Genomic DNA, 19,662 nt, shown 5'->3' with positions numbered 1-19,662 from the left:
AGAAGGGCCGCCCCGCGCGAGACGCGCGGGGCGGCCCTTCCGTGTTCCGTGTTCCGGCTTCCGTCAGCGCTCCTGGCGCTGCCCGCGCCGCTGGTAGAGGGCGAACCCGAGCCCGGCGGCCCCGAGGGCGGCGAGCCCACCACCGGCGCCGACGAGGGCGGCCTGGCTGGAGAACCCGGCGACGTTCTCGGCCCCGGCCTTCACGGCGCCCTTGGGGACAGTGCCCTGGGGGACGAGGTGGGTGGAGGTGGAGGTGACCTTCTCGTCGGCGGCCTTGGTGGGCTTGGCGGGCTTCTTCTGGACCTGGTACTTCTCGACCAGTCGGCCGTGGAAGTCGTACACCCAGCTGTTGCCGCCCTGCTTGGGGGTGTCGATGACGACGAACCTGTACTGCCCCTTGCCGACGACGACGATCTTGTAGGTCCAGCCGTCGTTGGTGGCGGTGGGGTTCCTGAGGTCGAGGGTGCCGAGGTGGTTGCCGTTCGGCATGGAGATCACGGCACGGGGCCCGTGCGGCCCCTGCACGAGCTTGGCGACGCGCCCGTCGGGCAGGGTGATCCGAACGGAGGAGACGTCCTTGTGGCCGTCCTTGTGGCCGTCCTTCTTCTTGTCGTCGGGCTTGGGCTCCGGCTTGGGCTCGGGCTTGGGACCGCCCTCGACCCAGGAGGTGACGGTGCCGTCGGGCTGGAGGACGACGTGGAGGCCGTTGTTCTGCCCGTAGGCGGGGCTGCCGGTGGTGGTGAGGGTGTCGATCAGCGACCCACCGGCCCAGATCTCGGCGGCGTACTGGTCGGTGCCGGTCTGGTAGACCTTCGCGACGGAGCCGTCGGCGAGCTTGAAGGACTTGATGAAGGCGCGCTCGACGGGCGGGTCCACCTGCGGCTGCTGCTGGTCGCTCTGGCTGCTCTGGCTGCTCTGATCACTCTGGCTTCCCTGATCACCCTGTTCGGCAGGGTTGTCGGCGGCGAAGGCGCCGGCGGTGGGGAGGGCCAGGGCGGCGATGGTGCCGGTGGCGATGGCTGCCGTACGGATGGTGCGACGGGTGACGCGCATGAGGACCCCTTGAATACCTGTTCAGTGCGTTTGGCGCGCTTGGCGCTCTTTGGTGCGTTTCGTCCTGCAACACCCACAAAGCTACGGATGCGATGTATAGGCCACCCCTCGCCCGTGTAACAGTCGGCCCGGGAAAGCCCCTAGGGGATGTCACAGCTCAGTGGCAGCTACGGGGCTGAGGCACGGACCCCGCGCGTGAACGGGTACGTTCAATGACGTGGCTGGATTCAGGAACGGACGCGGCGGCCGGAACAACAACCGCCCCCCGCAACAACAACCGCAGCAGGCGCCGTACGGGTACAACAACGCGCCTCCGAGCCCCCACCACCCGCAGCAGTGGCCCCAGCAGGCCCCGCAGCAGGGCGGCGGCGGGTACGGAGAGCCGGAGTACTTCGGGGACCCGTACGGAGCGCAGCAGCAGCACCATCAGCAGCAGCAGTACGCGGCGAACACGCCGGGGCACACGCAGATGTTCAGCGTGAACGAGGACCCCTACGGCGACGCGGCCACGTACGACGCGGGCGGCGGCGCCCCCGTCCCCACGGGCCCGCGGCTGCCCTGGAAGGCCCTGCTCAGCGGCATCGTGCTGCGCCCGGGTCCGACGTTCCTGCAGATGCGCGACCACGCTGTCTGGGGCCCGGCGCTGACGGTGACGTTCCTCTACGGCCTGCTGGCGATCTTCGGCTTCGACAAGGCGCGTGACGAGGCGATCGACGCGCCGCTGTCGATGGCGATCCCCATGATCCTGATGACGGGCGTGGGCTTCGTCGTGGCCGGCCTGATCATGGGCGCGGTGACGCACACCCTCGCCCGGCAGCTGGGCGGCGACGGCAGCTGGCAGCCGACGGTCGGCCTGTCCATGCTGATCATGTCGATCACGGACGCGCCCCGCCTGCTCTTCGCGATGTTCCTGGGCGGCGAGAACGGCCTGGTCCAGGTCCTCGGCTGGCTGACCTGGCTGGCGGCGGGCGCGCTGTTCACGGCGATGGTGAGCCGCTCGCACGACCTGCCGTGGCCGAAGGCGCTGGGAGCGTCGGCGATCCAGCTGGTGGCGCTGCTGTCACTGATCAAGCTGGGCATGCTGTAAGCCGTAAGCCGTACGCGTCGACGCGAAAGGCCCCCGCCGACCAGGGCGGGGGCCTTTGACGTACGCACACACAGTCATCGACTCAGGCGTCGAGAACCTGACCCTCGCGACGCACGACGGGCGGCTCGACGGACCATGGCAAATGGACTGTATGAGGGTAGTAACCTCATCCTGCATCGTCGGAGTGGTCGCAGGCAGGGGAGGCCCCGATCGTGGCACGCAAGGTGGGGATCTACACCCGTATCTCTCGCGACGACGAGGGGGACGCACTCGGCGTGGCCCGCCAGCGCCAGGACTGCGAGCGTCTGGCGGATCTCCGTACCTGGCAGCCGGTGAAGATCTACGAGGACAACGACGTGTCCGCGTTCAAGCGGAACGTCGTCCGCGAAGAGTTCGAGCTCATGCTCAAGGATCTCCGAGCCGGCCTGATCGACGGAGTCGTGGCGTACGACCTCGACCGCCTGGCCCGCCAGCCCCGCGACCTTGAGCGCCTGATCGAGATCTTCGACGAGCGCCCGCGGCTGGAGTTCGCGACGGTCACCAACGATGTGAATCTCGGCACGGCCGACGGGCGGACCATGGCCCGGATCATGGTGGCGTTCGCTAACAAGTCGTCGCACGACACGTCGCGGCGCATCAAGCGCAAGCACTTGGAGCTGGCACAGCAGGGCAAGAGCAACGGCGGTCCGGCACCGTACGGGTGGCGGAAGGACGACCGCGACAAGGTGGACCCCGAGGCGGCAGCGCACATCCGCGCGGCACAGAAGGAAGTGCTTGCCGGGGTGCGCATCGGCACCATCCGCACGCGGTGGCAGGAAGAGGGACTGGGCAACCCTCGCGCCGGCACCAAGCGCATGGCCCACCACCACGTCGAGCACATCCTGACCAACCCGAGGTTGGTGGGATACCGGACGTACCACGGCGAGATCCTGCACGGCGAGGACGGCAAGCCCGTCAAGGGCGAGTGGGAGACGATCAACACCCCGGAGGAGTGGGAGGCCGTCTGCGCGGCCATCGCCGAGCGCAAGCAGAACAAGACCGGCCAGTCCCTCGCGCGTAAGTACCTGCTCTCCGGGATCGCCCGCTGCGGCCTGTGCAAGAACAAGATCCGGGGGCAGGTCAACGCCAGATGGAAGCCGGGTTCCAAGGGCGCGCAGTACACCTACCAGTGCTCCGGGGTGAACGGCGGCTGCGGCAAAGTCGGCCGCGTCGGCGAGCCCGTGGACAAGCTCATTGCCCGCCTCGTCCTCCAGGAGCAGCGAGAGAAGGCCGCCACAACGGCCGTGCCGGCCGAGGAACGGTGGCCCAAGGAAGAGGAGTTGGAATCTCTTCTTCTCGACATCGCCCAGCTCATCGAGGCGGAGAAGGCCAAGACGATCACCGTCTCCACGCTCCTCCAACTCCTCCCCGACAAGGAGCGTGAGCGGGACGCCCTGAAGCTGGAAAGAGCCCGCTTCTACAAGGAACAGAAGCAGGCGGAGGCCAAGGGGAACACGGCAGATCTGACCGAGGCAGAGTTCTTCGATCTCCCGATCGAGCGCCAGCGAGAGATCGTGCTGCACAGCCTCACAGCCGTGATCGTCCACCCCGCAGGGCGAGGCAAGAGGAAGTTCGACCCCGATCTGATCGACCCAGTCTGGCGTTGAGCGAGAGAGCCCCCGGCCACACGTGGCTCTCCCCATCTCCCTGCGCCACTTGGTCCTTCGCCAGCGTCGGCCACTAGCCGCCCCTGCAATAGCAGTCGTCTGCTGCCAGCGCCGCGTAGGTCACGCCTTCGATGCTATTGGGTTCCTGGGACAACCGGGTCTCAGCCTCGTCCTGTAGGTAGTCGCGGACAAGAACCGCACCACCAGGGCGTGCCCGTAGTTGGTCTAGGCGGTGCGCCACGTCGCAGATGACTCGGTTCGCATCGACCGCGTAGCGATGGCCCAGACTGAAGACCTTGAAGTGGTGGTCGATCCGCGCCCGGAGCGTGCTATCCCACGAGGTCGGGTGGCTGACGAAGAACTCCAGACGTACAGAACCGGAGTCGTGGACTGCCCGGGCATCCAGCCACCGTTGGTGGGCTATTCGGTCGAGGTAAGGATGCATGAGTGTGTTCTCAGCGCGGTCTGGACTCATGTTCCCTTTGATCGAGTTGCACTCACCGCACACCGGGACCAGGTTGAGCGGGTCGACACACAGCGAGGGGAACAAGCTCTTGGGCATGAAATGGTCGAGCTCCCGGACGGCGCCCTGCCGACACAGTGGGCACCGGTCGTTTATCGGAGCAGTCATCAGCTCGTCACGGATCTTCCGGCCGGCGACGGTCTGCATGCCGTTACCGTATGCCCACTTCACGAAGTCCTCAGTGGGGATCTGAGGGACAGCGAAGTCCTCTCGATCGAGGTCATGCAGAGACTTGGCGGCTGCGGCTTGACGAAGAGCCTGTCCGGCCTTCCGTACCGTGCTTGCAGCCTTCAGCAGTCGCTTACGGCGTTCGGCCTCGGCTGTTTTGATGACGCACACCAGGTAGCTGCGATCTGCCTGACGGAGGGGTACTGGCAATGGCCACATCAAAGGAGCCCGTCTCTTTTCTCCGAGAGCAGGATGCGCACGAGCCCCTTGGCCTCTCCGCCGAGATTGCCGCCAAAGTGGGCCAGAACCTCCTCGTAGGAGTCCCGCTGGGCCACCGCATCGGCGATCTCGGAGTAAAAGCCCGACTGCATGACCTCCAGCCCGAAGACCTCGTGGGTCAGTACGCCCACGTTCTCGCCGTACGTCTCAATCTGCGGGCGCTCAACACGGCTGGCGTCGCCGTGCCGGATCAGCTTGTACACGCAGGAGCGAGGGACCGTCTGGAGGACCACAGGTGAATGCGTAGCGATCACTGCGACGCCGTTGCGTTCAGTCAGCAGATCGGAGATCGCCTGAACGAAGGAAGCAAGTAGCGGTGGATGCAGGTGCGTCTCGGGCTCGTCCACAAGCACCAGAGACTGCTCAGCCACACGTCCTACGAGCTCTGTCATGGTGAGTACCACTATTGCGTGCCCCGAACTCAACCGCCCGAAGGCATCACTCAAGGCATCCAGGTGGGAGTTCATGATCTTCATGCCAGCGCGCATATTGCCGGCGTAGGAGGCGATCGCGGTTTCGGCGAACTGCGGGTCTCGGCCGAGCGTCAACACTGCGCGACGCCAAGACGAGAAGTTGTGTGCTTGGCGGACGTGCGCAATGGCGTCGCGGAAGTCCGACCGGAGACGCTCATGCTGAGGTGTTTCCAGCCCCCCGGTGGTGCGCGCTGAGCGGTGAAGGCCGACATAGGTGTAGGCAACTGCATTCGGAGGCAGTGGGACACCAGGCCGGCCGAGTGTCTCAACGGTCGTGAACGGGTCGAATGCACTGAAGGTCACCGAGACCACGTTGACGAAGCGTTCTCCCACTGGCGAAGTGGAAGTAGGGGACATCGTCACACGCCCGAACTGTTCGTGCATGTCCGGGCGTACGACGGCGGAGGCGAGTCGTCGCAAGAGGTGGGTCTTGCCCACTCCGTTGCGACCGATGATTACATGGACATTGCTTGACGGTCGGGTATCTGGGGTGACGTCAAAGCGGAGGCGGTTGTCTGCATCCTGGCTCGGTCCGACGTAACTGAATCGGTACTCGCTCAGCCGAGCCCCGCCGCGCGCGATCCGGTTGAACTGAACCCTGACCGTCTGCTCCTCCACGGACCGCAGTAGCGACGTGCGTACCACCTCATGCGTCTTCGCCTCTTCGAAGCGGTCGAGGCTGTAGGCCAGATCGCCGAGAGTGTGGAGGATCTCGACGCGCTTCTCAGAGCCGAGTTTCCTGATGTTGTCGTAGTAGCCATCGCTCAGGCCGAGCGAGAAGATTGGACCTGCCGGTGGGTCGTAGTAGGTCCCGTACTGAAAAGGATGGGGGCCCCTCTCCTGCCCGGCGACAGCGACCTTGACGTATCCCAGATTCCTGAGATCGGTTGAGTTGCGGTACCAGAGGGTGAAGCTGGTCCGGAAGCCGAAATCGTCCCAATCGCCAGCTTCCAAGACCAGGGCCTCGGAACCGACGTGCACGGGCTGGCCGTCTGCCTGAACGATGAACTGCACGGCTTCTCCCTCGTCGCGGGAGAGTGAGCTGTCAGCCCCCACGGCACCGTCCCGCCTCCCAGATCCTATGCCGCGGCTCCAGGAGGCGGACGGCAATCACTGCTTTCCCTGAAGCAGCAGTGCGCGGCGGATCCACTCCTCGTCACGTTCGGGGGCACGGGCCAGGTGTCGCTTCAGCCACGCAACCTCTCGCTCTGCTTCATCGTCACTAGCCATTGGGCGTAGCTGAACGGGCGGTTGGATTGCGACGCTCACCGCCGGGGCTCCCCTTCCGTCCTACAGCGTTCGGAGTCGGCGAGGTCTTGGCGAACCTGGGCAGCAATGAGTTCTTCGCCGGGGCGGTAGCCGGAAGCGAGGTAAGCCCAGGAGGATTCCGTCACGAGGGTGGTGTTCTCGTCGGGGGCCGGGTGGCCGGCGCGGACGCGGGCTGCCTCGGCCTGGGCAGTGCGCCAAGCGCGGCGTACGTCGCGGAGCGCGCCGAGGGTGGTCGAGTAGGCGCGGGACTTGGTGGAGAAGTGGCCCCGGAAGCCGAGCATGTGGGCCCACTTCCACAGCTTGAGGTCCGCGAATTCCGGCAGGTGGCCGAGCGCCCAGGCGGTACGGATCATCTGCCGCACGTGCTGCTGCACCCGGAGGTCACGCAGCGGTTCGGCCTGCCCAGTGCCGTCGCAGTCGGCGCACAGGTCCCGGAAGCCATCCGGACCGCTGGTGTAGCCGCGTCCAGCGCAAGCACGGCAGACAAGGGTGCGGTCAACCGTTCCGGAGCCCTCGGCGCTCTTGGTGGCGTACTTGGCGACGTAGGCCGCCACCTTCTGGTCAGTGAGCTCGCCGTCCCCCAGGGCCTTGATCTCCCGCACGTCGATGCGCTCGCCCCAGGCGATGACGCGTTCGCCCACGGCGTCCGACTCGATGGTGAGCTGAGCGCGTCGGGCAGCGGCGCGTGCGGCGTGGTCCAGGGCATCGAGGGTGGCCCAGGGCGGGGGCGCGGTGGTGTGTCCGTCGGGGCCGTCGAGGCGGATCACGGCGTGGAAGTGGACCAGGCCGCGCTTCTGGTACTCGGCGACCTTGGCGAAGGAGACACGCAGAGCAGCCTTCAACGCCTTCTGTGTGATGCCCAGTTGGGCAGCGAGTTCGCGTCGGAGGTAGATGGTGAAGCGTGCCCAGAGCGCCCCGGCATGCGCGTTCCAGAGCACGGCGCCGGTGTAGTCGTACGAGGCCGGGGCGAGCGGCGTGCCAAGGACGGGGGCGTCTTCGGCGTGGTGCCGGCCGCAGCGGCATTCCAGGGGCTTGCCCGAGGGTGTGGTGGGACGGTTGTGGACCGGGCCGAAGGAGGGCGCGGTGAGCGTGGCGAAGACGCGGGGGTGGGTGCGGACGTCTTCCGCGACGGTCTTGCCACCGGAGAGTCCGGCCTTGATCAGGTGGTAGGTGTCTGCGGCGTAGACGCGGGAGCAGGCCGGGCAGCGGGAGGCGCGGCGGTTGCCGCAGGTGGTGAGGAGTCGGCCGATGGGTTCGTCGGCGGTCGAGTAGGCGCGGACCACAGTGCGGGTAGCGGCGTCGAGGGTGGCGGTGTGGCCGACGAGGTTGACCGGGCGGGTGCAGCCGCGGACGTTGCGGACCTGCTCCGTCACGCGGTCGAAGTCTTCGAGGTGGGCCAGCTCGATCAGGTCCCGCAGGGCGGGGCTGACGACGTGGCGCAGGTCCAGGGGGCGCTTCATGGGGCGGGGTTCTCCCTTCGTGCTGGGTTGGGCCCCGAGCAGGCCGACGGATGTGCGGGCTGCTCGGGGCATGGCGGACCGACCCCTTGGGGGCCGGGTACGGGAGGGGAGCCGGAAGGCCGGCGGGAAGGTCAGGCCGTCAGGGCCGAGTGAAGGGCGGTGGCCATGGGCAGGCCGACGCCGAGCCGCGCCTTGAGCTGAGCGGTGGTGATGGGCTCGCCGTGCTGGACGCGGTGGGCGTTCGCGATCGACCGCGCTTCGTTCAGCAGCGGCTCGGGCACCTTGACCGCAGGCACCAGGGCCGGGGCGGGCACGGGCGGGGGCGGGGCCGTCACGGGTGCGGACTCGGGCACGGGGGCCGGATCGGCAGGGGCCGGGTTGGCGGCAGGCTCGTCCTTCTCAGCCGGGACGACCGGCGCGGGAACGGGCCCGGGTTCCGGTCTCGGCTCCGTGACGACGGGGACGGGCGCGGGGGTGCCGATGGTGTGGAAGGCCCGGAGGAGCTGGGGGCCGACGGCTCCCCAGCCGAGGAGGAGTAGCGGAGCCACAGCGTCCACGGCGGCACGGCCATAGTGGCCGGCGGCCAGGGGCTCGGCGATGTTGAGGGCCAGGGTCAGCAGGCCGGAAAAGTGCATCAGCCGGGTAGCGGCCTTCATCTGCTCCGGTGGGACACCGCGCAGGGAGAGGTAGCGCAGGGCGACCAGGAGTCCGACCACGGACAGGTCCACCATCGGAGCGATAAGCGGTGCGATGGGCTCGGGGATGCCGAGCCGCAGGGCGAGGGCCCAGACATTGCCGAAGGAGAAGACGAAGGCCAGGGCGGCAATGACGACCATGACCACGGTCACTGTGCGCTGAGTGATCCGGTCCTCAGTCATTGGGGGTTCACCTCCTTCCAACGATGCGTAGCGTCGAGCGAGGGGCGGGGTCAGGCAGCGAGCGGCACGCCGTCGCCGTCGTCCGTGTCGTCGTGCTTGGTGAGGTCGCTGCCGGCGGGGAGCTGGGCAGCGAGCAGGTCTGCGGGGTCGGCCGTGAGGTGGGCGGTCTCGGCAGCGATGCGGGCGGCGTCCTCCTCTTCGACGTACGGGGTACGCAGGCGGGTGAAGCCCGCCTTGCCAGGACTGTTCATGACCGCGACGCCAACATAGGCGGGGTCCTGCAGCGTCGTCGGATTGGCGTCGGGCCAGGCGCGGATGTCTTCCCCGAGGGCGGCCACGGCCGCGTCGGCGGTCTTCTGCGCGAAGGACATGCCGACCGGGCACACGTCCCGGATGGAGGTGGGGATGGCATCGCCCGTGGGCTTCTGCGTGATGAGGATGACCAGGATTCCGACGCTGCGGCCCTTCCTGACCAGCTCTTCCACGAGCCGGGTGTTCTCGGCCGCCAGGGCGGCCAGGCGCTTGGACTCCTTGTCGGAGCCCTTGTGGTCGCGGAAGTAGGTGTGCGCCTCGTCGATGATCAGCACCGTCCACGGCCACGCGGCAGACGGGCCGACGTGCCACATGTCCTTGCGTCCGAGCACGGTCTTGATCGCGGCGGACCGGTCACGGCGTAGCTTGACGAGCCGCTTGAACAGCGCGTTGGCGTCGTCCAGGTCGTCGCCGACGAAGGCGAACAACCGGCTGACCAGGTCGGCGTAGTCGCCCTCGTACGCGGCCGACACCTTGCCGTCCGCAACCGCGATCTGCACGGCCGGTGAGGGGGCGCAGTCGCAGATGAAGCGGTTGACCGTCGAGGTCTTGCCGAAGCCGGGCAGGCCGGCCATGGTCACCCCGGGCACCTCGGCCAGGTTCACGGCGATGGGCTGGGCGTACTCGTCCAGGCCGAGTTCCCACCACACCAGCTTCTCCGGGGCCTGCCCGGAGGGGACGTGCGTGGTCGGCGTCAGCAGCGGATCAACGCGAACACCACGGATCAGCACCTGACCGGGCTTGTCCTGGACAACCGACACCCGCGTGCACCGCCAGGCGTCCGCCAGATACGGGGCCGCCTTCTGGAACTCCTCCAGCCCCACCTTCGGCAGGCAGTTCGCCCGAACGACGACGCCGAACCGATCGGGCTTCACCTTCAACACGGGGATGAGCACCCGTGGCTTGGGCGGCTTGCCGTCGCTGTTCGTCAGCGAGGCCAACGCGGGCGGGGTCTTGTCCGTGACCGACAGCCCCGCCATCGGCGCGAGCCGCTTCCAGGTCCGGCGAACCCGTATCGCCTGCCGGATGCTGGCCCGCGTGTCGGTCTCCGCCATCGCGTAGCGGACGAGCCAGACGGCCGCCCACACGGCGATGAGGACCAGGCCCGCCCCGACCACGAGCGGGGCGTAGCCCGTCACCTCCCCCACAGTCACGTCGTGTCCTTCCTTTCGTAGAGGTAGCCCGCGAGGGCCGTTTCGAGGCCCGCCCAGTCCTCCGGGGACTCGAAGGGCGGGTAGCCGTAGCCGACGAGAACGGCGGCCACGGAGTTGATCAGGGACTCGGAGAACCGGGGGTCCGGTCCGGCGTGAGCGAGTGGATAGACCCGCTCAGCGCCGAACCGGAACCCGACAGCGCCCGTCACGCGGCGATCCCGTCCGGCTCGTCGCCCATCGGGGCGGCCATGGCGAGCACCTCCAGGCCCGAGGCCCGGTAGGCGATGCCGTCCTGAAGCTGACCGTTGAAGACCCGCGCCCACGGAGTGGCGAACAGGTCCAGCGGTCGCACGAACGCCCCGACGTTCAGCCCGTTCGGCAGGCCGCTCTTCGGGATCGTGACCTTGATCGCCTCGGCGGCGCCGTCCTCCATCGCGAAGACGGTGACCGTGTAGAGCGGCTCGCCGGTCTCGCGGTCGGTGGCGAGCTGGGTCTTCTCCATGTCGGTGAACTTCGGGGTGGGCAGGACGCCGAGCATGTGACGGGTCGTGCTGGTGAAGCCAACGCGGATACGCGCCATGGATGAACTTCCTTTCGTTCGGTGCCGCTCGGTGCGGCGTGATCACTACAGTGCACCACCCCCGTCGCCCCCGTCAAGCACCTAGCGCACCTGGTGCAGAGATCCAGCTAGCCCAGTGAGCACGGGGGCCTGTATTCAGGTGTCCTAGTGCGATTGGTGTGCTAGGCGGGCTACCCTCGGCACATGACTTTGCCGAGGGACTCCCACACTCCGCCGTACCAGCTGGTTGCCGACGAGATCCGCAAACAGATCCGGTCCGGCCGCATCAAGCCGGGTGAGCGCGTCCCGTCGTCCCGCGACCTCGAAGCCGAGTACGAGATCGCGAACATGACCGCCCGCTCAGCTCTGCGCGTCCTGCGAGACGAGGGCTTGATCTACTCCAGGCCGGGTGTGGGCAATTTCGTCGTCGACACACTGCCGGCCAGCACCAGCCGGAAGGCCGACACCGACGAGCCGGGGGCGTACCGGCACATGCCCACACCCGAATACGTCGAGCTGTCCGAGCGCCTGAACGCGATCGACGCCAGATTGGACAGCCTTCTGAACGTCTTTCAGCAGCTCGCCGGAGTCAGCGAGAAGCCGAAGAAGCCATAGCGGCCCTCTGCTCACCGGCCTGACGCACCAACTCCTCCAGGCGGGCCACTTTCCGCTCCATCTTCGCCAAGCGAGCCGCAATCTCCGCCGCCTCGTGCTTCTTCATACCCGCCCCGTTCATGTCGTGCCGTTCCTTGCTGACGCGCTCGATACAACTCACCGGGGCCTGCCCGAAAGCTTGCCCACGGCTTGCCCGTTCACCTCCGAGGGCTTGCCCATTCCAGCGGGCAAGCCGGACACCACCCCAGGCAAGCCCGTCGGCCGAACGCCCCGCGACCTCCAGGTCTAGCCGCCCTCGCCAGCCCCGTCCGCCGTCACGACCTCCGGGTGCCACCAGACGGGAAACGACCGTTGAGGCCGTCCCGCATGACGGACGGCACAAGGGAGAGCCGGCCCCGCCGACGTCGCGGCCACATCTTGGCCACACTCCCGGGAAAAATGCACACGCCGCATCAAGATGCATCACGCCTTCCGACCTCCTTTCGCTTCCGGCCCTTCTATGTTCCGGAGAATCCCCGGTTTGGCTAACCGGCGATCGTCGGCTATGTTCCGCCGTTTCCCACCCAGGAAGGCACTCCTGACGCCGTCCGTTTCTCATGCGCTCCCTCCACACCTGTCTCGCGCCCTTCACCTTCCGCAAGTGCGAAAAGCAGGCCCCGTGTGACACCCGCGGCCGAAGAATCTGCAACAGACCCCACCGCGGTGAGTCCGAGCCGCCCACCGAGGACCACCCTGCAATCCCGAGCCTGTGGATAAGTCCCGCCAAACCGTGGAACAGACCGCCATGAACCGTCATCACTGGGACATGCAGACCCTTGGTTGCCAGAGACGCGGAGGCCGCGCGGAATCGATTCGCCAGGGAACGGCCAAGTACCGTGCGAAAGCAGAGCTGTTAAGAGTTTCTTTACTGGATCAAGGCGGCCCGCACGCGGGCCGCGCGGCGCGGCGGCTCCAGGCCGCCGACGCTCCTTGTCTCCGCCACCGCTCCGGCGGCCGGCCCACTCGCGCCGCAAAAGCCCGAAGGCGAACCGGATGAGTCAGGAAGCAACCCAACCGCCCGCAGTCGCACCGCCAGGCAGCCCCCGCGAGGGACCCGGCAGATGTCCGCGTACTGGAGCACCAGCACGCCAGCCCCCACGAGCCGATCCCACCGACGTTCACGGAAGCGCGGCACGTGGCCGAGGCCCTGTGGCCGGGGCGACCGGCTTCCACGGCTTTACCCACCTCCCCGGTCCGGGTCCCGCGTCGGGCAAGTCCAGGGGGCCACTCGTTCAAATTCCGGGCAGGGGCAAAGCCTGCCCGAGTTGCCGGCCAGCGTACGGCCCCCTGAACATGCCCGACCCCAGACCGGGCAGGCCACCGGCCAAAGCCGCTCCAGCCGGACGCGATGCCACGTGCACCACCCACCAACTCACCAGGACAACAAGCTCGCCCGAACCTCACGCCACGCGCCCCTCTCCAACTCGACGAGTCGAAAGCGGGGTTGGCCTCAGCCCGTTCTCCTGGCACGACGACCACCCCGGTACCATCGGCACCGGGGTCCTGAACAGGGATTCCACGACCGGACCACCCCGGATGCTGTCCAGGCGAGGGGTGGTCCGGTCTCTCGTTGTCGTAGCTCAGCCCGTAGCGGGCACCATCTGATCGGGCCGGTCGAGCCACGGCGCGTGCGCACCGTCGGTCCGCACGGTCAGGCCGAAACGTTCCGGGCCCGGCCTGCCGACGTTGTGCCACCAGGCATGAGCCGCCTCCACCTCGTTCCACAGCCGACGCGGCCCGTGCTGCCAGACCGTGAACCGGTCCTCGCTCCGCCCGTCCCAGTCGACCGCCGCCCATGAGGTGGCGTCCGTGGTGGCCAGCCAGAGCCGCGAGGCCACCCCGTCCACGTCGGGGTTGTCGTGCCAGGACCTCCACACGTCCCGCGTCTGGAGGCCGACGGCGAACTGGGCGGCCCAGTCATTGCCCGTGACCGCCCACGGAGACAGAACGGTCGAGGACTCAGCAGGCACATGGTCATCCCGCACCACGTCTCGAAAGATCCGCAGGTCCGTCCGCTGGTTGCGCATCAGCATGAACGCCGAGTGCGGATGGAACCAGCCCGAAGCGAGTCCCTGGGCATCCACGACCAGGCGCGCCAGCCCGTAGCAGACCCACGGGGTCTCCCACGGCGTGAGGATCACCCCACCCGGGCGGGTCTGCTCCACCCAGGCACGAGGCACCTCCCGCACGGAACACGTGGCGATGATCCGGTCGTACGGAGCCGAGGCCGGGTAGCCGGCCGCGCCGTCACCGCAGATCGCTTCCGGCTCAAGGCCCGCCTTCTTGAGGTTCAGCGCCGCCTGGACGGCAAGGACCGGGTCGACCTCGACCGTGGTCACGTGGTCCGCCCCCAGGCGGTGGGCGAGGAGACCGGCGTTCCAGCCCGTTCCCGTACCCACCTCCAGCACCCTGTGTCCGCTCGTCACGTCCAGCATGTCGAGCATGCGGAACACGATCGAGGGCGCGGACGCCGAGGAAGACGCCCACGATTCGGCAACGGCGGGGGCGTGCCCGTCGTTGATCTGCGTCACGACCGAGTCGTCCGCGTAGGCCGCGCTCAGCCATCCGCCCGGATCAGTGTTCCGGTCGCACGGGTACAGGTCGGCACCGAGCCAGACGCGGTCCGGAAGGAAGCGGTGCCGGCGCACCGCCCAGAACGCCTCCTCCCACCCACGCGCCAGGGGCACGCCGAGATCCGCGGTGACCTCGCCGAGCAGACCACGCATCGCGATCTGCTCGGCCGCCGCATCGTCCATGGTCACTGCCTCAGTCCTTCTTGTGCTTCGGGTCGGCCTTGGGCGACTTGGTGTCCGGCGAAGGCTTGGACGTACCCGGGTCCTTGCCGCCCGAGTGCTTGCCGTCGCCGCCACTTCCGCCCTTACCAGTTCCCCATCCCATGGATGCTCCCTATGTAGTCGCTGTCAACGAACGCGGTGCAACCCGCCCTCGGTCTCCCCGTCACGACCCATTGCGGCCGGAAGACCGAGGGCGGGAGATCATCGGTAGTAGCCGCCGGCCGCCGAGCTGAACTCATAGGCGGACAGGAGGCGCGTGTGGAAGGTCCCCCTGGACGGGGACGGGGGAGCCATGGATTGGCACCCGTCCAGGGGAACCGGTCTAGTGGCTGGTGCCCAGGGCCATGCCCAGCACCAGGCCGCACGAGCCGCTGATGCAGATGATGAACAGGACCCCGGCGTACCGGCCGATGACGCGCATCACAGACCGGACCGGCTGTTGCTGTTCCTCACGTCCAGGCGCGCACTCAGCTCTTCCCGCGCCTTGGGTGCCACGACGTCGTCGGGCATGGCTTCCCATTCGATGCCCCCTCGCATCGGCCGCAGTTGCACGCGGCCACCGACCTCGCCCATGACGACGCCAATGCGCCCACTGGCCAGGTCCTTGGCCACTTCACCGATGTCCGGTCTGGTCTGCTGGTTGCTCGCCATGCACTGAGGATCGCGATCTGTGGGCCGCCGCCAAAAGGTCCGGCTGATTACCCAACTTGGGTAAAGTCACGGGAGGTAGAGAATCAACGACGTTGCGTGGCCCTCATGTGGGAGCTTGCCCGATGCCCGAGCCGACTCGTCCGCAGGAGCTACCTGCCGGCCTGCTCACCGATCCCGAGATGATCAAGGCGTGTCGGGTCCGGGACTTCGCGCGCGTGTTCTCGCTGGTGAAGACCCGCGCGGGCATCTATCCGTCCATGATCGCGCGGCGGTGTGATCTGACCCCGAGCCGTGTCGGTGAAGTGATGGCCGGACGCCGCCAGTTGCTCCACATGGACGTGATCGAGCGCATCGCGGACGGCTTACGCATCCCAGGACACATGCTCGGACTTGCCCGCCGAGATTGGGAAACCCCTGTCGGACTCGGCGTCACCGAACAGGAATCGCCTCAGCCGTCAGTCCCAGCAACGCCGACTCCGGCCGTTCTGCCCGGCTCCGACGTGGACAGCATTCTTGCTCTCACCTCACGGGCCAACCCGAGCCCGTCGACGCTTCAGGCACTGCGTTCGTCGATCGAGGACTACTGGCGACGGGACGACCAGCACGGCGGGGAAGCCTTGAGGCCGGCGGTGGTCGGGCAGCTCCGCTACGTCGTCGAGCTCCTGAAGGAGCACCGCCCCGCACCGATCCAGCACGGCCTGTACGGCGTGGCTGCCGAGCTCGCGCGCCTCACCGGCTGGACCCACTTCGACGCGCGCCAGTACAACCAAGCTCGGGCCTACTTCACCGAGTCCTTGCAGTTCGCCCGGGAGATCGACGACCGCCAGTTCATGGCCAACGTGCTGGCCTGCATGAGCCTGCAAGCCACGTACCAGGACAAGCCCGGGGACGCGTTGGCGTTCGTCAACGCCGCCCAGGACGAGGCCCGCGCCGCAGTCGGCACCACCCCGCGAGTCCTCTCCATGCTCTCCCTGCGGGAGGCGTTCGCCCATGCGTCCCTGGGCAGCCACACGGCCACCCACGCGGCGATCACCGAGGCTCATCGTCAGTTCGAGCGAATCCGGGACAGCGACCCTGACCCCGCGTGGGTGACCTACTTCGACGAGACCAAGCTCATCGTCGACACCGGCATCGCCCACGGCCGTCTGGGTGAGGCGGCGACCGCCGAGCCCCTGATCGCCGACGCCCTGAGGCGGGAGAACAGCACCAATCAGCGAGGACGGGCGTTCCACTCGTTCTGGCTCGCGCGCACTCAGCTCCGACTCGGCAAGCTGGACCAGGCGTGCCAGACGGCCACGGAGGCGTTGCAGTCCGCTTCGTCGGTCGCCTCCGAGCGCGTGGCGGGACACCTGCGCGAGTTCTACGACGAGCTGGCCCCGCATCGGCGGGAGCCCGTAGCCCTGGCTTTCGAGTCACGGCTACGGGATCTCCTGCCCTCTCAGGTCAGCGGATTCCCTCGTCCATGAGCACGTACAGGAGGCCGACGAGAGATCCACTGCTCACGATCTCGCGGCGGTCGATCATGCCTCGGATATCCGCCAGCGGGATCCACTCGATCCGATCGGACTCGTTCTTCTCGGTGGGCGGACCGGCGTACGTAGCACCGTCGGCGCGGAACAGGTGGTGCTGGGAATCGGTGATCCCGTTGGCCGGCTCCGCGTAGATCAGCGGCTTCATCGGCCCAGGCCGCCAGCCCGTCTCCTCCAGGACCTCACGGGCGGCAGCGTCAGCGGGGCCCTCGCCGTCCTCGACGAGGCCCATGGGCAGCTCCCAGGCCCAGGAGTCCGTGATGAAGCGGTGCCGCCACATCATCAGGATCTCTTGCTTGTCGTTGATCACGGCGGCCACGGCCAGGTGCCGGAGCTTGACGACGTGGTACTCCCACCGGCGCCCGTCTGGCTGCTCCACATCGGTCAACCAGAGGTTGACCCACTGGTTCTCATAGATCGGACGTTCCCCGTGGATCTTCCACTGCATCGCTGCTGCCCCTCTCGATCAGCCCCCAGCATCGCAGAGCGGCTAGCCCAGATGGCCAGCTTGGGCAAATTCACGTCACCTTGACGAGAAAGGGCCATCTGTCGCGGCGGGAGATTGCTGACCGGTTGCTGCCACTGGCTACCCCACGGCAGCAGCGGGTGCAAGCACTGCGGCTGGCACATTAGGCGATTGCGTTCGTGCCACATCGCACCGTATGGGGCACACCGCCGCCCGCTCTCGTCGCGGAGACGACGACTCGAACCGGGGCACGCCGAGAAAGGCTACGACTGCCTCAGAAGCATCGTTTCCTCCCAGCGCCTGGGCCACCATCGGTGAACCATCGAACGCAACATATCCGGCTCGCCGACACCACCGAAACAATGAGCACAGGGCCGAGCGCCTCCTTGCCCCCCCCGAGCGTCGCCTGCACTCTCATTTGGTATCGACAGATTCGCCAACTGGGATCAGCTAGAAAGGCACACCAGTCACACTTGCCCGTACGTATAAGCACCTCACGATTCAGCCGTTAAGCATTTCTCATCAAAAGCACATGCAGGTCAGAATCCCGGCGCGTCTCGAGCAGCCGGCAAGCAGCCGTGTCAAACTCCAGATATCTACAAGGAGGAGGCCGTATGGCAGTCAACCACCATCAGCGACTAGTAGCGGAGCTCGAAAGCACGTTGGCCGGCGCAGATATGACCTTCGGGGGCGGGAAGCCTTCTGCGATCTGCGCGACAGTACGACGTGAGGAGAAGATGCAGTTCATCTTCCTGGCCATCTATCAGTTCCTACTCCTCGTACTCTCGCTGGCTGCGGTGCTATTGCTGCTCGGAGGTATTTGGCGCGTTTGGGACTCGGCCCCAACGGGACCGCAAGTTGTAGCCCTTTGCGGCTCCCTTCTATCCGGAGGAGCGTCTACTTGGCTCGTGACACGAGTAAAGGATGCCCGCGCAGCACACAAGGCAGCACAAAGACTGCTGGATAAATACTGCAAAAGCACCTAAGGAATCACACGCCGCCACCTACTCAGTGCCAGCGTCAAGTGGACGGACCCACCTTCGGGAGGGACAATGGAGGAGGAAAGCATGTAGAGAGCTCTCTACGAGGGGTCGAACATGCACATCATGCTCCAAGTGCGCCCTATTCCGGAGGACATCCGTGATGCACTCGGCAACGGAGCCGCGGTAGCAGACCTGGCAACGACTACCGCCATTCGGTCAATGCCTGGAATAGTCCTAGACGACGACTACGCACCGGTCGCTATGACGCATGCCAGTATCGCAACGATCGATGATCTGAGCGCCATGGACGCACCTACAACAGCGAAGTTCCTGGTCCGCGGTGAGATCTCGGACAATGCCGTTGAGGTAATCGGCGACCGACGAATAGCGTCGCGGCAAGCGGGTGCGGAGATATTCGCGGACCCAAGCATAGAACCACTGACAAGCTGTATGGACGAGCCCGCCGTGGGCAATTGGGGAGACGTTGCCTCCCTCTTGAGAACTGGCGATCTGAGCGAGCAAGGCTGCGACGGCCACCTGGCAACCATTGCCGTGCTGGACACCGGAATAAGTAGAGAAGTCGTCGAGGCATCCCTGGGCCGGGAGATAAAGCTGGACGTCGAGCGCAGTTGGGCACCTTCAAGCGTGAGACAAAACCCCGGCAAGCACTCGGCTACACCTCACGGATCCATGTGCGCTTTCGACGCTCTCATCGCAGCCCCGTCTGCGAATATTCTCGATTTGCCCGTCCTTCTGTCAAATCGCCCAGGCGGCTCCGCAATCGAAGGGCGTTTGTCAGACGCAGTCGCAGCGTTCGCCCATCTGCGCACCCTGCTGGAATCTATGCCAGAGGATAAGGAATCTCTGGTTGTGAATAACAGCTGGGGGGTGAAGTCACCGTCGGATGACTATGCCGTTGGCGACCCGGGGAATTACACAGATAATCCATCGCATCCATTCAACATAGCCGTGTCCACACTCGCGAAAGCAGGTGCAGACATACTGTTCGCTGCCGGAAACTGCGGCCAAGAATGCCCCGAGTGCAGCTTTCAACAGCGTCCACTTGTCGGAGCAAACTCTCATCCACAAGTCCTGACCGTCGGCGGCGTCGACATCTCTAAGCGCCGCGTCGGTTACTCTACGCAAGGGCCGGGACGCCTAGCCGACGAGAAACCCGACCTGTGCACCTATACCCACTTCGCCGGCAGCAACTGCTTCATGGCAGACGTCGGGACCTCCGCGGCCTGCGCCGTGGCCAGCGGTGTCGTGGCCGCTCTACGCAGCTCATGCCCGAGAAGAGTGGCGAGTCCAGGGAACATGCGAGCCACCCTGCGGCGGACGGCCGAGGCCATCAGCAAGTACGGATTTGATTACAACTATGGCTACGGGGTAGTCGATCCCATAGCGGCCCTGACTATGCTGCTGGCTCATTGACCGGGCGAAATTGGCGGTGCCGGATGCTTCACGTTCGAACCAGGATGGTCACTGTTACTCTGCCCCCACATTCCACCCTGGAGGCAGCTCTGGAGCTGTTGGGGCTTTCCGCGGATGAGATCGATCTCGACTACGGCTTGGTAGAGGTCGACCCTGAGCGGTCCCAGTACGTGCTCTTGGTTGCAGCATCTGTCGCAGACCGCCTGCAAGGCCGGGCGGCTAAGAGCCGTGCGTATTCCAACCCGGGCATCCACCCCTTCTAGCCTCACGCTTCATATGCGGTACCCGT

The 19,662-nt window shown here is 66.6% G+C and carries 17 protein-coding genes; 5 read left to right on the top strand and 12 right to left on the bottom strand.

From position 1 onward, the window contains the following. Positions 1–63: 63 nt before the first annotated feature. Positions 64–1,053, bottom strand: coding sequence for a hypothetical protein (locus ACF09C_RS10935; protein WP_392091032.1), 990 nt, complete (start codon positions 1,051–1,053; stop codon positions 64–66). A 217-nt stretch (positions 1,054–1,270) separates the two neighbouring features. Here ACF09C_RS10935 and ACF09C_RS10930 point away from each other — a divergent pair, with 217 nt between their 5' ends. Together ACF09C_RS10930 and ACF09C_RS10925 are read left to right on the top strand one after the other, a co-directional pair. Then, positions 1,271–2,140, top strand: coding sequence for a Yip1 family protein (locus tag ACF09C_RS10930; protein WP_392091031.1), 870 nt, complete (start codon positions 1,271–1,273; stop codon positions 2,138–2,140). 212 nt (positions 2,141–2,352) lie between these two features. Then, positions 2,353–3,786: a recombinase family protein gene (locus tag ACF09C_RS10925; protein ID WP_392091030.1), complete on the top strand. Its 1,434-nt coding sequence runs from the start codon at positions 2,353–2,355 to the stop codon at positions 3,784–3,786. A gap of 73 nt (positions 3,787–3,859) precedes the next feature. Here ACF09C_RS10925 and ACF09C_RS10920 read toward each other — a convergent pair whose 3' ends face one another. The 7 genes from ACF09C_RS10920 to ACF09C_RS10890 all read right to left on the bottom strand — a co-directional run bounded on the left by ACF09C_RS10920 (position 3,860) and on the right by ACF09C_RS10890 (position 10,882). Further along, positions 3,860–4,456 (bottom strand): hypothetical protein, encoded by a 597-nt coding sequence (locus ACF09C_RS10920; RefSeq protein ID WP_392091029.1) that lies wholly within the window; start codon positions 4,454–4,456, stop codon positions 3,860–3,862. 239 nt (positions 4,457–4,695) lie between these two features. Beyond that, positions 4,696–6,243, bottom strand: a complete 1,548-nt coding sequence (locus ACF09C_RS10915; protein ID WP_392091028.1) for an AAA family ATPase — start codon at positions 6,241–6,243, stop codon at positions 4,696–4,698. Positions 6,244–6,494: 251 nt separating this feature from the next. Next, complete coding sequence (locus ACF09C_RS10910; RefSeq protein ID WP_392091027.1) at positions 6,495–7,958, bottom strand: replication initiator; 1,464 nt, start codon at positions 7,956–7,958, stop codon at positions 6,495–6,497. A 131-nt stretch (positions 7,959–8,089) separates the two neighbouring features. Then, complete coding sequence (locus ACF09C_RS10905; RefSeq protein WP_392091026.1) at positions 8,090–8,836, bottom strand: DUF2637 domain-containing protein; 747 nt, start codon at positions 8,834–8,836, stop codon at positions 8,090–8,092. Positions 8,837–8,886: 50 nt separating this feature from the next. Further along, on the bottom strand, positions 8,887–10,302 hold the full coding sequence (locus tag ACF09C_RS10900) for a cell division protein FtsK (protein WP_392091025.1): 1,416 nt from the start codon (positions 10,300–10,302) through the stop codon (positions 8,887–8,889). Next, on the bottom strand, positions 10,299–10,511 hold the full coding sequence (locus ACF09C_RS10895) for a hypothetical protein (RefSeq protein WP_392091024.1): 213 nt from the start codon (positions 10,509–10,511) through the stop codon (positions 10,299–10,301). The genes ACF09C_RS10900 and ACF09C_RS10895 overlap by 4 nt, the downstream gene beginning before the upstream one ends. Further along, on the bottom strand, positions 10,508–10,882 hold the full coding sequence (locus ACF09C_RS10890; RefSeq protein WP_392091023.1) for a hypothetical protein: 375 nt from the start codon (positions 10,880–10,882) through the stop codon (positions 10,508–10,510). Before ACF09C_RS10890 ends, ACF09C_RS10895 begins: the two co-directional genes overlap by 4 nt. 183 nt (positions 10,883–11,065) lie before the next feature. Here ACF09C_RS10890 and ACF09C_RS10885 point away from each other — a divergent pair, with 183 nt between their 5' ends. Further along, positions 11,066–11,476 (top strand): GntR family transcriptional regulator, encoded by a 411-nt coding sequence (locus ACF09C_RS10885; protein ID WP_392091022.1) that lies wholly within the window; start codon positions 11,066–11,068, stop codon positions 11,474–11,476. A gap of 1,619 nt (positions 11,477–13,095) precedes the next feature. On the opposite strand, the gene ACF09C_RS10880 is transcribed toward ACF09C_RS10885, so the two are convergent. The 3 genes from ACF09C_RS10880 to ACF09C_RS10870 form a co-directional block, all read right to left on the bottom strand. Next, positions 13,096–14,271 carry a methyltransferase domain-containing protein gene (locus tag ACF09C_RS10880; protein WP_392091410.1) on the bottom strand — a complete coding sequence of 392 codons (1,176 nt, stop codon included), beginning with the start codon at positions 14,269–14,271 and terminating at the stop codon, positions 13,096–13,098. A gap of 10 nt (positions 14,272–14,281) precedes the next feature. Next, entirely contained in the window at positions 14,282–14,413 is a 132-nt protein-coding gene (locus ACF09C_RS10875) for a hypothetical protein (RefSeq protein ID WP_361968777.1), read from the bottom strand. 317 nt (positions 14,414–14,730) lie between these two features. Further along, positions 14,731–14,961: a hypothetical protein gene (locus ACF09C_RS10870; RefSeq protein WP_392091020.1), complete on the bottom strand. Its 231-nt coding sequence runs from the start codon at positions 14,959–14,961 to the stop codon at positions 14,731–14,733. A 122-nt stretch (positions 14,962–15,083) separates the two neighbouring features. Between ACF09C_RS10870 and ACF09C_RS10865 the strand changes: the two genes are divergently transcribed. Continuing rightward, positions 15,084–16,427 carry a helix-turn-helix domain-containing protein gene (locus ACF09C_RS10865; protein ID WP_392091019.1) on the top strand — a complete coding sequence of 448 codons (1,344 nt, stop codon included), beginning with the start codon at positions 15,084–15,086 and terminating at the stop codon, positions 16,425–16,427. Here the strand turns inward: ACF09C_RS10865 and ACF09C_RS10860 are convergent. Further along, positions 16,405–16,938 (bottom strand): NUDIX hydrolase, encoded by a 534-nt coding sequence (locus ACF09C_RS10860; RefSeq protein WP_392091017.1) that lies wholly within the window; start codon positions 16,936–16,938, stop codon positions 16,405–16,407. The two genes, ACF09C_RS10865 and ACF09C_RS10860, sit on opposite strands and share 23 nt — an antisense overlap. Positions 16,939–18,053: 1,115 nt before the next feature. On the opposite strand from ACF09C_RS10860, the gene ACF09C_RS10855 reads away from it, so the two are divergent. Then, positions 18,054–19,373 carry a S8 family serine peptidase gene (locus tag ACF09C_RS10855; protein WP_392091016.1) on the top strand — a complete coding sequence of 440 codons (1,320 nt, stop codon included), beginning with the start codon at positions 18,054–18,056 and terminating at the stop codon, positions 19,371–19,373. Positions 19,374–19,662 lie beyond the last annotated feature (289 nt).

Source organism: Streptomyces sp. NPDC014870, assembly GCF_043081505.1.
In the GTDB taxonomy this organism is placed as follows: domain Bacteria; phylum Actinomycetota; class Actinomycetes; order Streptomycetales; family Streptomycetaceae; genus Streptomyces.
This window is presented reverse-complemented; position numbering and strand designations above follow the sequence as displayed.